Raw genomic sequence first — 16946 nt, forward strand, 5'->3', positions numbered from 1 at the left:
AATTTTGGTTAGCAGATTCTGTTTGAATCAAAATATAGTTTAATAGACTTCAGTATATTTTTTTTGAAAACCATTAAACTTTAAATTTTCGCTGGTTTTTATCGCTGAAATAATTACAACTTTTTTATAACAGACTTATTTTCTAAATCCTTTAATAACAGCACGTATAAGTCTTGTTTGGGAGAATTGAAAATTTGAACATTAGCCAGATTAATTTTGTTATCATACATATAATTGAATAAAAAACGGCGAAAGTAAGTGTCTTGGGTGTTTAAGTCCAACAGATTTAAAAATTTTAACTCCAAATCTTCGCTGCTTTTTAGTTCAAAAGAAAACTTCTTTTTTTTGTTGCTTGTTTTCGCTTTGGGTTTTTGAAAGATTTTATCAATGACTATTTTGAATTTAGTGGTTCTGACCATAGATTTAATATTGTATGTCATAATAAAAACAAAAGATTTCATCCTCATTCTGAGTGAGTTGGAATTATAAAAAACTATTTTGCTATAATTATAAGTTTCATTACACCACTTCTCCTTCCATTCTACATTACCTGGCCCGAATACAATGGATTCAAACCCCTGATCTATGGCCCACTCTAAATGTTTGATTAAATTGATATAACCAGTTTTGAATTTAGAAAACGCAATATCATAGGTTCTTATAAATTGATAAACAGTTTTACCTTTAATAAAGTTTATACAAATGTCTATTGGATTCTCTCCAACATAAATTACGTGTACTGATGCTTTTTTTTGATGTAACAATTGGAATATAACATCTCTATATTTTTCCTTGTAATCAAAATAATAGTTATCCTCAATGTTCTTTTCTTCTGACCTTACTTCCAACAATCTAAATAACTCATCATAAATAAAATCATAATGGCTTCTTTCTATTTTCTCTTGCCACATTTTATAGGAAGGATTAAAACATTGTTCCAACCTTTTTTTTTCACGTCTTAGTTTGTAGCGGCTACTTCTACCAAAACGAGAACGAAGGTAGTCATCAACAGAATCACAGTCTTTAAGATTCATACGATATCCTTGATTTTCAATCGCTTTTCTCATTCCAAGATTTGAAATCTCTTCATTCTTACAAAAAGATAAATAGTCTGGAACGCGAGTATAAAGAATACAATTCTTTTCAAAGTCTAGGTCGGTCATTTTTCGCTCAAGAGTATTCCTTTCTTTAAACAAAGAAGGAATACTCTGATTTATAAAAACTTCATGTTCTAGATCGAATTTATTCATTGGTTGCTATAAAAATCTAATAGTTATTTTTTAATGGCATATTTCAACTTGCGCAAAAGTTGCTTCATAGAAAAATAAAGATTGAGATAGGTTGCTATAAATGTGGCAACAATAGATTTTTTGTCATACGCTATGTGATATTCAAACCTGTATTTTCTTGAGGCCCATCTATGTTTATACCCATAAGACCCCTTGCCAAGGTCATAATATTGGAAACCTTGATTAATAGCCCATTCAATACTCTTAAGAGTTCGAATGTTACCAAGCCCATATTTTTGGTAGTCCGTGTTCAAGACGGGAATTGCACTGAATACAAAATTGTCAGAATTGTATCCCAAGCACGTGGAAATTGTTTCGTTCTCCGTTTTAATAACACTAAAATATGCCAGATTTTTTTCAAACAACTTTGGAAAAAGCGATTTATACCATTCTATAATTTCATGAGGAGAATGGCTATTTTTTTCATAGTCATCCCCAAACTGTTTTTTCATGAGGATATATAAATTTTCCAACAACTTTTCAAACTCTTTCTTGGATAATTTTCCCGAGAAGAAATCGTAAGTTATGGTATACTCTTTTTCCAACTTTTTCAATCTACTGAGCATACTACGTCTTTGTTTGGAGTTAAATTGTTTGCTCATGTAATGCTCCATACTGTCATACTGAGAAATGTCTACCAAATATCCTTCGTATTGTTCGATTTTTTTTATACCAAGATTTTTGATCTTTAACTTAGAGGTATTTTGACTAAGGAATTCAGGTACATCATAGATTAAAAAAACTTTGTTTTTGAAATCTTCAAATTGTCCAGATGTATCTAACTCATATGATATTCCACAGGATTTGTATTTGCCTACGTTCACATATAAAGGAAGGTACTTGTTTTTAACAAATGCAATTTTCTTTATAAAACTAAATTTGTGACACTTTTTCCCTTTATGAAAGTGATTTATCCATTCTTGATTATATATTTCCGAGGTAAACGGGTTATTTTTAATCCTCATTTTTTTAGAATTCCAAGTATGGATTTTAAATATTTATCTCTGAAAACCCTAACCCACTGTTTGCCAGTAAAGAATATTCTTAAATATGTTGCGATTGAAAAACCTACTAGGGAGTTCTTCTTGAAAACAATGTGATATTCATAAGGATAGATCAGTGTTGACCATTTGTCCTTATATCCAAAGTTTCCCTTGCCCATGTCTAAAAGAGAATACCCATTTTCAAAGGCCCATTCAAGTTCTTTGAACCCTAGGTAATTTCCCATTCCATGTCTACTATATTTCAGGTCGAATGAAGGAAATGTTGGGTACAAGATATTTTTTGAAAGATAACAAAGTGAAATTGCAATTGGTTTATCTGCGTCATTGACAACCATAATTACCGCCTTTTCGTTATTGATCAAGTCAAAGCAAAGGTTTCTTAACCATTCTTTTTTTGTGGGCGATCCATGGGCATTTTTGATTCCCATGGATTCGAATCTACGATCCAAAAAACCAAACATCACTTCAAAAATTTCATTGAATTTTTTCCATTCTATTTTTCCATGGTAATGCGCAATATTTATATCATGATCTCTCTCCAATCTTCGCACTCCGTATTTTAACGTTTTTTTCCGCTGTTGGTTAAATCTATTTGCGATAAAATCACTAACCGATTCGTACTTCTTAAGATCAATAACATAACCTTTATACTGTTTAACTCGATAAGTTTTGTAATCTGGGTTGTTATGGGGAATATCAAAGTATTGCGGAACATCATATATTAGAAATACTTTGTTGGCATCCCTTGAATCACTGGATTGAGTTATTTCGTATGAAATTCCACTTGAATTTGTTTTTCCAATGTTTGTATATATCGGAAAATACTTATGTTTTAAAAAGGAAATATCCGATATTGCTTCTGATGAATATTGTTGCTTTTTTTCACCATATGAATTCTTCCAATGAGTTTGATAAATTTTTGAAACAAAGGGATTATCCTCAATTTTAATCTTCATGCACTTATTTTTTATTTGCGACTATCGAAACGATCGTTAAACAAATTATTCTTATATCAGTGAGGAAACTTGTATTCTGAATATATTTTTTATTCAGATTTAATTTGGTAGGTAAGATTTCTTCAATATACTTTTTGTCAGGATTATCGGAGTTCTTAAGTATCTCGTTCTCATTTCTGAATTCTATAGAAGCATAATCGGTAATACCTGGACGTACATTCAATACTTCCATATCTTTTTCTGAATAGTAATTAACGTATTTTCTAACTTCAGGTCTTGGTCCTACAAGACTCATGTCGCCAAATAGTACATTAAATAATTGTGGAAGTTCATCTAATTTAAGTTTACGCAAATAAAAACCAATGGACGTCACACGTGGATCTCTGTCCCCAATTGTAATTAGTCCTTTTTTATCAGAATTCATATACATTGTTCTAAACTTATAGATATTAAAATCAGCGTTCCTGAGACCAACTCTTTGTTGTTTATATATAATGGGACCTTTTGATCCGATTTTCACCAGTATGGCTAAAACTATAAAGACAGGCAGCAAGAAGAGTATGCCAAAAAAAGAAACTATAATGTCCAGTAATCTTTTCACGACTTATAAGGTTCGAATTCAATAATTTCTTCAACAACTTTAGTTAAACTTTTGCAAATAAATTCTAGTTCCTCTTTTCCTAATTGAGGGTAGATTGGAAGGGATATCTCACTTTTGTATTGATTGTATGCAACAGGAAATGACTCAATACTATATCCTAATCCTTTAAACAAACTTAAAAGTGGAAGCGGCTGAAAATGAACATTAACTGCAACACCCGTTTCAGAAACATTTTCAATTATTTGGTCTCTTTGTAATTCAGAGATACCTTTGATTCTAAGGGCATATATATGACAAGAAGAAGTTACATTGTCTGACTTATACGGTGGTAATATTGCCCAATCTTTTTGTTTAAAGTGTTCAGAATAGAATTCAAAAACCTCCTTTCTTTTAGGTAAAATATGATTGCCATAAACCCTCATTTGACCTAAGCCTATAGCTGCTAAAACATCAGGCATGTTGATTTTCAACCCAGGATAGATTATATCATATCGCCATGCTCCAGCCTTACTCTTTGTAAATGCATCTTTGGTCTGTCCGTTCAACGAATAACACCTTAATTGAGAATAAAGTGCATCATTGTCAAAGGGACTTGGGAGATTAAGACAAATTGCCCCTCCTTCTGCTGTAGTAACATTTTTTACCGCATGTAATGAAAAAATAGTTACATCCGTAAGGGTACCGGTTTGATTCCCTTTATAGTTGGCCCCCAAAGAGTGAGCGGCATCGGATATTACCAAGATTCGACCTAATTTCTCCTGAATACTATTTTCTGCTTTAAAAGAACTTGATTTCTTTTCCACCAATAAATTTATGCAGTCATAGTCGCAAGGCCATCCAGCGATGTCCACAGGAATAATAGCTTTGGTCTTTTCTGTAATCGCCTCCTCAATGTTTGCTACAGTAATATTGAAATCTTCACCTACATCTACCATTATCGGAGTAGCACCTGCATGTATAACACTTAACGCGGTTGCTGAATAGGTGTAAGATGGAATTATAACTTCATCTCCAGGTTTTACACCGAACCATTTTAACATTAAAATTGCACCCGAAGTCCATGAATTAACACAAAGAACTTTGGGAGTTTTTGTAAACTCTTTAATTTCATTTTCCAATGCCTTTACTTTGGGTCCGGTAGTTATCCAGCCGGAATTCAAAGAATCAAGAACCTCGTTTTTAATCTGTTCATCAATATAAGGAGGAGAAAACGGTATTTTCATGAGTATTGAGGTTTAATAGTTTTGATTGACTTATTGAATCCCAGTAATTTGCTGTACAACTGGATATAAGCATTTGCTATATTCTTTAGAGAAAATTGTTTTACATGGTCTCTTGCATTTTTCGCATAAGATAAATAGGCGCTTTCATTTGAGGCCATTTGTATCATGGCTTTTGCTAAGGCAACCGAATCATTCACAGGAGTTAGAAGTCCTTCTTTTTCATGACGAACTATTTCTCTTGTTCCAGGAACGTCGGAGGTTATTGAAGGAATACTCAAGGCCGAGGCTTCTAACAAAACTCTAGAAAACCCTTCTCGGAAAGTAGGTAGTACAAAAGCGTCTGAATTTTCTAAAAGTTCAGGAATATTGCTTTTAGGACCCAACCATTCTACATACTTAGAGTACGTATTCAATATTTCCGAATTTAGTTTTTTTGAATTTTCTTCTAATGGACCTACCAGTAGAAATCTGTAATTGTGATTAGATTCAATGCAGGATTTTGCAGCTTCCAAATAATTGATTATCCCTTTTTCGTAAACTAATCTTCCAACACAGATAAAAGTAAAGACTTCTGTTTTCTTTTTGGAGTATTCAGAAAATAAATCTAAGTCTATACCACTTCCATAAATTAATGAGCTGTTTTCTAAAGTGACTAAATTTTTCCTCAGAAAAAAACTTCTATCATCTTCATTTTGAAATGTAGTGTGGGACACTTTGTTCTTAGCAAAACTATGTAGTATAGTATATACGAAACGGAGAATTTTATATTTTAGGGCATCTGACATAAATATGGTGCCTAGTCCCGTTACCGTTCGAACAACTTTAGTTTTAGATGCGATGTAAGAAAGCGGAACCAAGAATGCAGGTTTCGTATCAAAGGTCTGAACAATATCAAACTTTTCACGCCTAAAAATTCTTCGGTATTGAAGAATAGTTTTTATATCAGAGAAAAGATTCAAACCTCTATTGAGATCATATGCTATAAAACGAATATCCTTTGGGCATTCAAAAGGAGCAGAGCTCATTATTGCAACTTCAAATCCCTGTTTTAAAAGTAAATTTGCAAGACTTATGCGTTTGTAGGCGTCTTCACTTCCAACTAAGCATACTTTAGTCTTTCTTATCATTATTAAAAGAATTTCGTTTGGACGCCACAAATATCCATATTATTCAAAAAAACCATTATGATATTCACACGTTTTAGTTTAAGTGGGCTTTTTATGTGTTGTGTGGCACTTTGGTTAATGGAACATTTGGTGCTGTTTTTCAGTTAAGCGATAATAGAAATGTTTTTAACGATTTAAACCGAGAATCGAAACGTTACTTTTTTACATTTGCTATGAATAATCCCAAATTATGATAAACCGCTCGTTTAAATCGTTTGTGTTTAAAAACATGACTAACCATGGTTCTAAGTGGACAGTCCTGCTGATAGACTTATTCCAAGTAGGTCTTTCTTTTGTTTTGGCCTACTTCATTAGGTTTAATTTGAGCTTCGATTTCGAAGTGAAAATGTTATGGACCCAATTGCCTTTAATAATTATGTTTTTCCTCATTGCTTTTGCAATTACTGGAAGTTACAAAGGTGTTGTGCGGCATACAGGTATAAAGGATGCCTACGCCATCTTTAATTCTGTTTGTTTGGCAAGTATAGGTGTTATCGTGTTTGTGTTATCGAATAGATACTTAGGAATACTCGATAATTTCACAATTCCTTTGTCAATAATTATAATAAATAGTTTACTAACCTTTCTTGCTTTAACTACTTCCAGATTTGTTTTTAAAGTATGTTATGAGCAATTGATGATTAACAACCAAGTTCCAACCAAAAATGTGGTCATCTACGGGGCTGGAGAATCAGGTATAATTACTCATAACACCCTTGTTAATCATTCTAAACTAAAGGTGAAAATAGTTGGCTTTGTAGATGATAGCCAACAAAAAGTTGGAAAGCAAATAAATGGAGTAAAAGTATACAGTAAGAAAAAACTGAATGCTGAATTTGTTCGTTTCAATAGTATTTCAGAAATAATTTTTTCAATACAAAATATAAATCCAAAGAAACTAAGAGATCTTGTTAACGAAGTTGTGGAACTTCCTGTTAAAGTGAAAATAGTTCCACCAGTAGAAGATTGGATCAATGGTGAATTGAAGGTTTCTCAAATTAAGAGGGTGCAAATAGAAGATCTCCTTGATCGTCCTCCAATTGAAATCAGGAACAGTAAGGTGGCTAGAGATTTTGATAGTCAAGTGATTTTTGTTACTGGTGGAGCAGGCTCCATTGGAAGTGAATTGGTTAGACAGATTTGCAAATATAGATACCGAACCCTTGTAGTGATAGATCAGGCGGAATCCGCTTTGTACGACCTACAGCAAGAGCTCAAACAAGGGGGGTATCATAATTTTGTTCCTATTGTAGGGGATATTAGAGATAAGAATAAAATGAGGGTTTTATTCGAAGAATATAGACCCAATCGTATTTTTCATGCTGCTGCTTATAAACATGTTCCGTTGATGGAATGCAACCCTTATGAATCAGTAAAAATCAATGTTGCCGGTACAAAAACTTTGGTTGACTTATCTGTTGACTATGGAGTAGAAAAATTCGTTTTTGTTTCTACCGATAAAGCTGTAAATCCAACCAATGTAATGGGCGCAACAAAGAGAATCGCAGAAATGTACATTGGTTGCAGACAGCAAGAAGGTAAGACCAAATTTATAACAACTAGATTTGGAAATGTTTTAGGTTCGAACGGTTCAGTAATACCGTTGTTCAGAAAACAAATAGAAAAGGGAGGTCCATTAACCGTAACTCATAAAGATATTACCCGTTATTTCATGACGATTCCTGAAGCTTCTCAGCTGGTTTTGGAAGCCGGAGCAATGGGCAAGGGTGGCGAAATATTTATTTTTGACATGGGTGAGTCCGTAAAGATTATGGATTTAGCCAAAAATATGATAAGACTGTCAGGTCTTAAATATCCTGACGATATAGACATAAAAATAACAGGGTTACGACCAGGTGAGAAATTGTATGAGGAGTTACTAGCTAGTGGAGAAAACACATTACCCACTTATCATGAAAAAATATTGATAAGTAAGGTACGGGAGGCGGACTATGTAAAAACTCGGGAAATGATAGATGAGTTATGTGTATCCAATCTTTTTTTTAAAGAAAACATTGTACAATTGATGAAGGGTATTGTACCTGAATATGTTTCGAAGAATTCTGATTTTTGTAAATTCGACAAAAAGATAGAATCAGTCGACAAAGCTGACAATAGTGCCGTCCCAGTTAAATAATAGTTTTAAACTCATTTTATTCATGACCTCAAAAACAAATTTTTTTCTAACGTTTATTGTTATTGCTTTTCTTGCTTCATGTGCCCCAAGAAAAGAGGTTATTTATTTTCAGGATGCACAGCAATTTGAAACACTTGTTGAAGAAGGTACTTTTAATACTAAATTTAAAATAGATGACTTGGTCAGCATACATATTTCCACTTTAGACCCAGAAGCAAGCGTTCCATTTAATTTGTTCAGAGGTGCAGAAGAAGGGGGGATTAGAGCGGAACAAGTGAATTATTTGGTGGACAAGAACGGAGAAATAGATTTTCCAGTCATAGGAAAGTTGAAAATTGTAGGGCTTTCCCCAAGTGAGACAAGAGCGTTATTGCGCGAAAAACTAGGAGATTATTTAAAAGATCCCATTATTAATATAAGAATACGGAATTTTACTGTAACCGTGTTAGGCGCCGTCAATAGACCGGGCACTTATCCTGTTAATGGTGAACAAATAACAATATTGGAAGCTTTAGGTTTAGCAGGAGATATCACTATTAAAGGAAGAAAAGACAATGTTATGGTGATAAGAGACTTTGACGGTACAAAAGTATATAACAGGATTAATTTGAATCAAAAAAACGCATTTAAATCCCCGGTATATTATTTGACCCAAAATGATGTAGTATATGTGGAGCCCAATAAATCGGGTAAAACAGAATCAAGTTTAGACCAAAGAGCTTCAATTGCCATTTCAATTGCTTCCATAATCATAACTTCCACGGTTATCTTACTGAGTAGAAATTAGTGTAAGTCTTATTTGGGTTTTATGTATCAAGAAGGGATAGATTTAAAAGGGATTTTAGGAAAGTATCTTAGACATTGGAAATGGTTTGCAGTTAGTCTATTTGTAACTGTATTAATGTCCTACTTTTATTTAAGGTATACTACTCCTCAATATAATGCCATGGCCAAAATTCAAGTTATTGAGGATAAGTCAAGCTCATCTGAGCTAAGCGTTTTCCAAGACTTGGACTTGCTTTCTGGAGGACAAACGAAAGTAGAAGATGAAATAGAACTCTTAATGGCAAGGGGGAATTTTATTGATATAGTGCGAAAACTTAAACTAAATATTAGGTATTTTGTTTTGGGAAATGTGGTAAACTCAGAACTTTACGGCGAAGAAAATCTGCCTTTTAACATTAATTTTATCGCAGAGGATTCACTTATAAACAAATCCCAGTTTGAATTTTACATAAATCTAGTTTCCGAAACTGAATTTTCATTTTCTGAGTTTGAAGACAAAACCTTTAAAAAGCATTCCTATGGTGCCGGCGTTACTACGCAAATAGGGGATATGATATTGGTTCCCAGTGCAAACAAGAAATCAATGCTAAATAGTGGTCAAAAGCTAAAGATTGTTGTAACCCCAATTCCTCAGGTAGCAAGTAGCTACAGGGCAAGCGTAAACGTTCGTCCCGCTGATAAACTTTCTAGTATTATAAATATTTCTTTAACGGATGCCATTTTAGAACGATCAATCGATGTAATAGATAATTTAATCTATACTTACAACGCGAATGCGGTAGCTGACAAAAAGAATATCGCCGACAAAACTTCAAAGTTTATTAATGATAGGATTACTGAGATTTACTCCAATTTATCTACAGTAGACGAATCAGCTGAAAACTTTAAATCCAGAAGAGGAATTGCAGATTTAGGCTCGCAATCAAATGTGAATTTTACTCAAAGTGCTACTAGCGAGCGTGAGCTTCAAAATGCTAATATACAGCTTAGCATTGCCAACTCAATGAAAGAGTTGATTAATGGTCAAGAAGGATACGGCATTATTCCTGAAGTTGGACTTACAGATGAAGGGATTTCCGGTACAGCTCAAAGATATAACCAGCTTGTGGCGGAAAGGGAAAGACTTCTAAAAAGTTCTAATGAGAAAAACCCGGTTATTGTCAAATTGGATCAACAATTGGAAAATCTTAAAAAAGGAATGCAGTCAAGTTTAAATAACGTCACCAACAATTTAGACTTGCAGGTAAACAGCCTTAGTAAGCAATTATCACAAATTAATTCTAGAATTTTTGCAGCTCCAAGTAATGAAAGGGCGTTGCGAGATATATCAAGGAGACAACAGACAACAGAATCTCTTTATCTTTATCTTTTACAGAAACGTGAGGAATCACAGATTACTTTTGCCTCAGCAGCGCCAAAATCAAAAGTTGTAGATTCTCCTTATGGATTACCTATTCCAATATCTCCTAAAAGAAAGATTGTTTATTTAGCGGCAATGGTACTTGGTCTATTAGTCCCATTTTCCATAATCTATACATCTGATTTACTCGACAATAAAATTCATAATAAAATTGATTTAGAGAAAACAATTGGAAATATAAAACCAGTACTCGCAGAAATACCCAAACTTGGAAGAAAAGAGGATAAATTGATTAAAAAAGAAGATCGCTCTGTGCTGGCCGAGTCTTTGAGGATTCTACGGACAAATATAGATTACATATTTCAATCCAAGAACAGAGATGATAAAGGGAAAGTTGTTTTCATCACATCCAGCGTGCCAGGAGAAGGTAAAACCTTTCTGTCATCTAATCTTTCCATGATTTTTGCTAGTACTGGAAAGAGTGTTCTTTTAATAGGAGCTGATATTAGAAATCCAAAAATCTATACTTTTTTTCCGGAAAGCAATAGTTTAAAAGAAGAACCGACTAGTTTATCAAAAAGATCATCAAAAAAAGGGTTAACAGAGTATTTAAGTGAGCCAAACTTGAGTTTTAATGATATTGTTCAGAGTTTAGATGTTGATTCAAACAGTATCGATGTGGTGTACTCAGGTAAAATCCCACCAAATCCAGCTGAACTTCTAATGAGTGACAGACTAGAAGAACTTTTTAAGTCGGCTTCAGACTTATATGATTATATCTTAGTTGACACAGCACCATTAATGGTCATTACCGATACACTTTTAATTAGTAAGTACGCCAATCAGATTTTATATGTTACTAAGGCTGGTGTAACAGATAAAAAAGTTCTCGAATTCCCAATTAAATTGGTTGAGGATGGAAAGTTGAAAGGACTAGCTTTCGTAGTAAATAATGTAAAGACTTCAAACCTAGGATATGGAGGTAGTTATGGCTATGGCTACGGTAAAACGGTTAAGAAATGGTGGAGTTTTAGGTCCTGATTAGTAAAAAGTCATAAGGGTATTATCGATTATCCCATGCAAGAGACCCAGATTTTTTTTTGAGATTTTTGTTTCTTTCAATGCCAACAATTGTCTTTGGTTATGAACATCTGAAGAAATGAAGTCAACTAAGTCATCTTTCAATAATTTGTGAGATATTCTTTGAATTTCACTACCATAATAACCACCCAAGGATAAAAGATTTAGTTGAAATTGTATTCCTTCGGATTTCATCTTACCATAGCTATTTTGTTTTTTATGATAATAGGTATATCTCTCAGGGTGAGCAAGAATTGGGAAAAAAGACTTTTTTGCAATTTGAAGAATAGCTTCATCAAAGTAAAGAGAAGGTTGCAAATAGGACATCTCTATCAAAAGATATTCCTTTCGAACGGGAAGAACTGCATTTTTATTTAAAAGATTCTCAAAATTCTCATCAATCATATGTTCAGCGGCATAGTCTATTTGAACTTCCTCCATTCCACTTGCTAGCAATCCTTTTTTCACCCGCTCGTAGGCAACTTTTATTGTTTGTGGTGTATTTGGATAATAGTGGTGCATTATGTGAGGCGTGAATACAAAACTTTTTATTCCAAATTCGGAAAACCCTTTAATCAAACTAATAGACTCTTCAACTGTTTTGGCTCCATCATCAATTCCAGGAAGTATATGGTTATGAATATCTACTAAACCATGCAGATGGTCCACCAGGAAGGTCTTTTTTTCAAAAAAACTGAACATGATTAAAATTTGGATTCCAAAGATAGGGGTATTCGCCTTTTTGGTTGTAATAAATTAAAAACGGTGGGATGATTGACTTTACTCTCACTTCCCGATGCAATATTTTCCAATCCCCATAAACAGTAGGGTAGGGCCGTTTGAGGTGGAAAATAGGTGAAAACCTTTGCTTTCTTTTGGTACTACTTTGTTTTCCATAAAGCCGTTATTGTAATATAATATCACTGTCTATATTCAGTTTTTGGTGCAACGCTTTGGCTACTTTTAAGGTGATTTCCCGCTTTCCATTCAAATAATCACTGATTCTGGAAGCACTGGTATTTAACAGAGCTGCTAAATCTTTCCTTTTTAAACCCATCTCAAACATACGAAGTTCAATCATTTCCTGTAGGGTAGGTAATCCCATGGGGAAATGGATTTCTTCATATTGTTCGATAATATCACTGACCTCAACGAGTTCTTTGGACAAAGGAGAATCTTCAGGAGTATTGTTGTCAACCTCCTTTAAAAGCTCTTCTAAGCGAAGATTGGCTTCTACATATTGTTTGTGAGAAATTGCGCTCATAGCTTTTACAATTTATCGATGTTCTTTAATCTACTATAATCTTTATGGTTACCCACCCACCGTATATACACTCTTTTAATTTTGAACAGCACGATGGCAACGATTCTGTAATGGTTTCCCTTAATGTTGAATACATATCTATTGTTTCCGACATTATCAGCAGAATTAAACGTGTTTTTTAAATCTGCAAAACTTTCCCATTCTGCCTTCTTGGTTCTCTTGTACCAATCTTGTAAGGCAACCTTTGCATTTGTTTCCTTTGAGAAAAAATCCCTTAGCTTTTTAAATGAAATCACATGCACCCTGCAAAGATAAATAAAAATTACATATTTGGTAATTAATTTATACTTTATGTAATTTTAGTATTTAATCTATTTGTAATCTTTTGAAAAAATCTAGTTTAAAAGTGCTTCACTTTTTTCACCAAGGCATTATATTAATGTTATGCTAATGACAGATACCCAAAAAAACATATATGACGGATTGAAGAGTATTGGTGAGGAAATTTCTTCATTCTATAATGATGCTTTAAATATTATTGACAAAGATGATTTAGTTTCTCAATCCTATCTTCTTGCACATATTGCCCGTGAAATAGATGGAGGGTTGAGGGATATACTTTCACCGCTGAGTGCCAAAGAAGAATTACAAAAAGACCCCTCGCTTAAGAATCGCGGAAACGCAGCATCTATATTAGTTGCCCTAGACTTAAAATTGGATGATCCATTTGCTTTGAAGTACATTGAAGTCTCGTCAAAGTTTCAAAAATATGCCCATCGAAGAGGGGCTACCAAAGCCCCAAGAAACCCAACCGAAGTAATTCAATTATGGAAGGAATATGAAGCTATTCTTTTAAAACTTGTAGGAAGCTTCATAAATCAATTAAACCGTATCGAACGTATAGCAAAATTTGAAGAGCCGACAAATCAAATTTTAGAGGCTTTAAAAAATTTGTTTTCTGATAAACAGAAAGAGAGACATTTTTATATCAACCTCAAAAAAGTAAGCTGGTTAAAGCCTTTATACAACAAAGGATTCTTTTCTCCTGAATATATTTTAGATGATTTACTATGGAACCAAGCCGAAATATCTTGAGTTCATTTCTAAGGAAATAAAAGATGGGGCGGTTGAGGAACAGTATTCCAAACTATTGATTAAGATTATCGAGGAGATTAACCAATACTCTTGTAATATCAGAAAGTTGGAAAACTATAGAATCTGGTATTTCCTTATAGACATAATGACAAATTTACCCAAGAAGTTCATAACAGATTCTATAATAGATGATTTGCCTAAATATTTCTATACTAGATACGAAAACAATCTTCAAAGTGAAGCTATTTTCAAGTTCATATACTCTTTTTTTGAAGAAGAGAAAGTTGCACTTGATAACAAGCAAAAGATTGAGAAATTAATTGAACTTATCTTCCGAATTTCCGATCAGGAAGTATTTCAAGATCGATCAACTTATGAGACCGGAAAGTACTTTCCTGTTATTCGAGCTTACAGACTTAAGCAAGCATGTCAAAATCCTATCCTATATACTTCAATCCCTTTATATTGTTCGAATAGAATCATTTTTTACATTGCCGATAATCTATTGACCTACCTTAAAGCAAGTTATATTAGTGGTTTTTGGATTAAAAGTCTTTTCGACCTGGATAAAACCGAAAAGCAATCCTATTCAATAGAAGTGATCTACACAATTTTTCTACAAAATACTTGTGTCGAAATAGCGAAACTGGATGATCAAAGGATTAAAGAAATAATACAATTATTTTTAAGTAAACGATACAAGCACAAACACTTTATCAAACTTTCTTTTTTTCTTTTTGCAAAGACTTGGAATATTTCTCGAAGCCTGTTTTTTGAGTTAATTCGGAATCAAGATGAAAGGAAGGTTTTTTCGGAAACCTTTTGGGCAGATGACTTATATTTCATGTTAGAGGAGATTGCTATTCACTTAAATAAAAAAGAAGCACATATCCTTAGAGAAATAATTGATAATGGTTCACAGAATGATAAATACTACAATAAGGAAAAGTACTTAGATGAATATAAATTACTGTGGCTTTCTTCTCTAAATGCCAGTCCCTATTTCAAAAACGACTTTGAAGAACTATCGGAAAGACTTAATAAAACAAAACAATCTGTTAGACCAAAGTTGGAACGGAATATAACCTTTGGAAGTATATCACCAATCTCTAAAAAGGATATGATTAATCTTCCTACAGCACAGTTGATTAAAACATTAAAGGAATTTGATCCAAAACGTGGTTTTAGAGAACCATGTGTCGAAGGATTAGCAAGAGCTTTACAAGACGCTATCAAAGAAAACCCGAATCTATTTTCGGAAAATTATACTAAGTTTCTGAAAGTACCGTACCATCATATCTCAGAAATCTACTCTGGTCTTTCTGAAACTTGGAAAAATGAAGTCCATATAGATTGGAAGTCATGTTTAAAGTTTGTTGATGAGTATACTGTGCAGTCAGTTTTTGGGTCTAATAAGCTAGAGCTCCAAAATACTTCGTATAAGTTCGACCACTTTTCCGTTATCAGAAGTTTCTGTAGATTGTTAAGTGCTGGAATGCGAGATGATAGGAAATCCTTTGATTCAAAGTTACTCCCTTTGGCCGAAAAAATTATATTTCGCTTTATTACCAACTATATATCGAATGAACTTCCGGATTCGCAGTTAGGAAAGTTAGGTTCGGCAATGTATGCTATAAATTCAACAACCGGTGTCATAATAGGCACCTTAATTGACTACTCATTAAGAAAAGCCAGACATTCAAACATAAAGGGACAAAAAGAAACCAGATGGGCTGATAAAGAACGAGCGGCTTATGAAAAGTTGATTGAATACAATATTCAGGAATTTTATATGTATCTGGGTTGGCATAGGAATCAGTTTTATTTTTTAGACTTCACATGGACCGAAAGGCAACTAGAAAGTATTCCTGACTTGCAAGAGCAAACCATAAAATCCTATTTTGGAGGCCATCTTTTGACTTATCCTTCTTCCGAATTTGAATATAAAACTTTCAAAAAAATATATTCCCTTGCCATTAAACAGAACTGGAAAATAGAGGATAGCACAATGGGTGAAAACCCTGTCGAAGTGCATGCTACCATCTTTTACATTTTTGATTTTGAGGACTTAAAAGAGGGAGACATAATAACTCAGATACTCGAAATTAAAGATGTCAAAAAAATAAGAAGCATCGTTCATTCCCTTTCCTTCAAGTTTGACCAATATTTAGAACAACTAGATAATACGAGAAAAGAAAATTTCAAACAGAAGATTTTTAAAATTTGGAATCGTATTCTTGAAATACTAGAATACCGTAATGATGCTGAAGCAAGGGACATGCCTACAATCTTTTATTTGATAAAATATGTCGAAGAGCTTGATGAGGGGACTTTCGGATTAATAATGAAGACCTCAAAGTTTGCGAGGCAAGGTAGAGATTTCGACGAGTTGATAAAAAATCTTAATCGATTAAAGCTCAGGGGAGATGTATTGCAGAGCAGTATTTATGCATGTGAATTATTTATGGAGTCAATCTTCCAAGACTTTTATTATGCCTCTATTATGCAAAAAGAAATTATTGAGTTTACAGAGTATATGTACCAGCAAAATAATAAGAAGTTGTATAACTACTCAAATAGAATATGCAACGAATTTGCGAAGAACGGGCAATACTTTCTAAGAGATTTGTATGAGAAATACAATTAGCGACCTAAGTTTGATTATACTTGTTTGATTTAATCACTACTTCTAATGAATTGGTTGTTTTTCAAACTTAAGATGCAAATTCGTTTACTTTTTTGGAAGTAGCTTAAAATATTCTTCCGCAGTAACCAGATTATATTTCTGAAAATTCAAGTTTACAAAAAAGTGTATTTTCACTGCGTTGTTTTTAAGGAAAAAACATTTTCGAGGCTTTATACCTAATAAAAACTTCTTATTTGCTCTAAGTATTTTTTGAGTTTCTTCATGACTACCGGAAATATCGTGAAATACTGGAAAAATGTAGACATCCTTTTTTTGTTGACTTGTAAGGCCTTTAGTCT

The 16946-nt window shown here is 33.3% G+C and carries 14 protein-coding genes; 5 read left to right on the forward strand and 9 right to left on the reverse strand.

Annotation, left to right across the window (positions count from 1 at the left end):
• Positions 1 to 113: 113 nt before the first annotated feature.
• Genes ACOKFD_RS01550 through ACOKFD_RS01575 form a run of 6 tightly spaced genes read right to left on the reverse strand, consistent with a single transcriptional unit; the run spans position 114 to position 6200 of the window.
• Positions 114 to 1250 (reverse strand): GNAT family N-acetyltransferase, encoded by a 1137-nt coding sequence (locus tag ACOKFD_RS01550; RefSeq protein WP_422859643.1) that lies wholly within the window; start codon positions 1248 to 1250, stop codon positions 114 to 116.
• A 23-nt stretch (positions 1251 to 1273) separates the two neighbouring features.
• On the reverse strand, positions 1274 to 2254 hold the full coding sequence (locus ACOKFD_RS01555) for a GNAT family N-acetyltransferase (protein WP_422859644.1): 981 nt from the start codon (positions 2252 to 2254) through the stop codon (positions 1274 to 1276).
• Positions 2251 to 3249 carry a GNAT family N-acetyltransferase gene (locus tag ACOKFD_RS01560; protein ID WP_422859645.1) on the reverse strand — a complete coding sequence of 333 codons (999 nt, stop codon included), beginning with the start codon at positions 3247 to 3249 and terminating at the stop codon, positions 2251 to 2253. The genes ACOKFD_RS01555 and ACOKFD_RS01560 overlap by 4 nt, the downstream gene beginning before the upstream one ends.
• A gap of 4 nt (positions 3250 to 3253) precedes the next feature.
• Positions 3254 to 3850, reverse strand: a complete 597-nt coding sequence (locus ACOKFD_RS01565; RefSeq protein WP_422859646.1) for a sugar transferase — start codon at positions 3848 to 3850, stop codon at positions 3254 to 3256.
• Entirely contained in the window at positions 3847 to 5073 is a 1227-nt protein-coding gene (locus tag ACOKFD_RS01570; RefSeq protein WP_422859647.1) for a DegT/DnrJ/EryC1/StrS family aminotransferase, read from the reverse strand. The genes ACOKFD_RS01565 and ACOKFD_RS01570 overlap by 4 nt, the downstream gene beginning before the upstream one ends.
• Positions 5070 to 6200, reverse strand: coding sequence for a glycosyltransferase family 4 protein (locus ACOKFD_RS01575; RefSeq protein ID WP_422859648.1), 1131 nt, complete (start codon positions 6198 to 6200; stop codon positions 5070 to 5072). The genes ACOKFD_RS01570 and ACOKFD_RS01575 overlap by 4 nt, the downstream gene beginning before the upstream one ends.
• A 268-nt stretch (positions 6201 to 6468) precedes the next feature.
• Here ACOKFD_RS01575 and ACOKFD_RS01580 point away from each other — a divergent pair, with 268 nt between their 5' ends.
• The 3 genes from ACOKFD_RS01580 to ACOKFD_RS01590 are packed head-to-tail and all read left to right on the forward strand — an operon-like array spanning position 6469 to position 11563.
• The gene (locus tag ACOKFD_RS01580) at positions 6469 to 8376 is read left to right on the forward strand and encodes a polysaccharide biosynthesis protein (protein WP_422859649.1); all 1908 of its coding nucleotides are present in this window, start codon (positions 6469 to 6471) and stop codon (positions 8374 to 8376) included.
• A gap of 22 nt (positions 8377 to 8398) precedes the next feature.
• Positions 8399 to 9163, forward strand: coding sequence for a polysaccharide biosynthesis/export family protein (locus ACOKFD_RS01585; protein WP_298998279.1), 765 nt, complete (start codon positions 8399 to 8401; stop codon positions 9161 to 9163).
• A 21-nt stretch (positions 9164 to 9184) separates the two neighbouring features.
• Positions 9185 to 11563: a GumC family protein gene (locus ACOKFD_RS01590; RefSeq protein WP_422859650.1), complete on the forward strand. Its 2379-nt coding sequence runs from the start codon at positions 9185 to 9187 to the stop codon at positions 11561 to 11563.
• Here ACOKFD_RS01590 and ACOKFD_RS01595 read toward each other — a convergent pair whose 3' ends face one another.
• The 3 genes from ACOKFD_RS01595 to ACOKFD_RS01605 form a co-directional block, all read right to left on the reverse strand.
• On the reverse strand, positions 11564 to 12304 hold the full coding sequence (locus ACOKFD_RS01595; RefSeq protein WP_422859651.1) for a tyrosine-protein phosphatase: 741 nt from the start codon (positions 12302 to 12304) through the stop codon (positions 11564 to 11566).
• Positions 12305 to 12506: 202 nt separating this feature from the next.
• Positions 12507 to 12866: a helix-turn-helix domain-containing protein gene (locus tag ACOKFD_RS01600; RefSeq protein WP_422859652.1), complete on the reverse strand. Its 360-nt coding sequence runs from the start codon at positions 12864 to 12866 to the stop codon at positions 12507 to 12509.
• Between the two features lie 5 nt (positions 12867 to 12871).
• Positions 12872 to 13162: a type II toxin-antitoxin system HigB family toxin gene (locus ACOKFD_RS01605; RefSeq protein WP_422859653.1), complete on the reverse strand. Its 291-nt coding sequence runs from the start codon at positions 13160 to 13162 to the stop codon at positions 12872 to 12874.
• Positions 13163 to 13349: 187 nt separating this feature from the next.
• Here ACOKFD_RS01605 and ACOKFD_RS01610 point away from each other — a divergent pair, with 187 nt between their 5' ends.
• The gene (locus ACOKFD_RS01610; RefSeq protein ID WP_422859654.1) at positions 13350 to 13961 is read left to right on the forward strand and encodes a hypothetical protein; all 612 of its coding nucleotides are present in this window, start codon (positions 13350 to 13352) and stop codon (positions 13959 to 13961) included.
• On the forward strand, positions 13927 to 16608 hold the full coding sequence (locus ACOKFD_RS01615) for a hypothetical protein (RefSeq protein ID WP_422859655.1): 2682 nt from the start codon (positions 13927 to 13929) through the stop codon (positions 16606 to 16608). Before ACOKFD_RS01610 ends, ACOKFD_RS01615 begins: the two co-directional genes overlap by 35 nt.
• Positions 16609 to 16946 lie beyond the last annotated feature (338 nt).

It is taken from the genome of Flagellimonas ulvae (assembly GCF_049333175.1).
Classification (GTDB): domain Bacteria; phylum Bacteroidota; class Bacteroidia; order Flavobacteriales; family Flavobacteriaceae; genus Flagellimonas.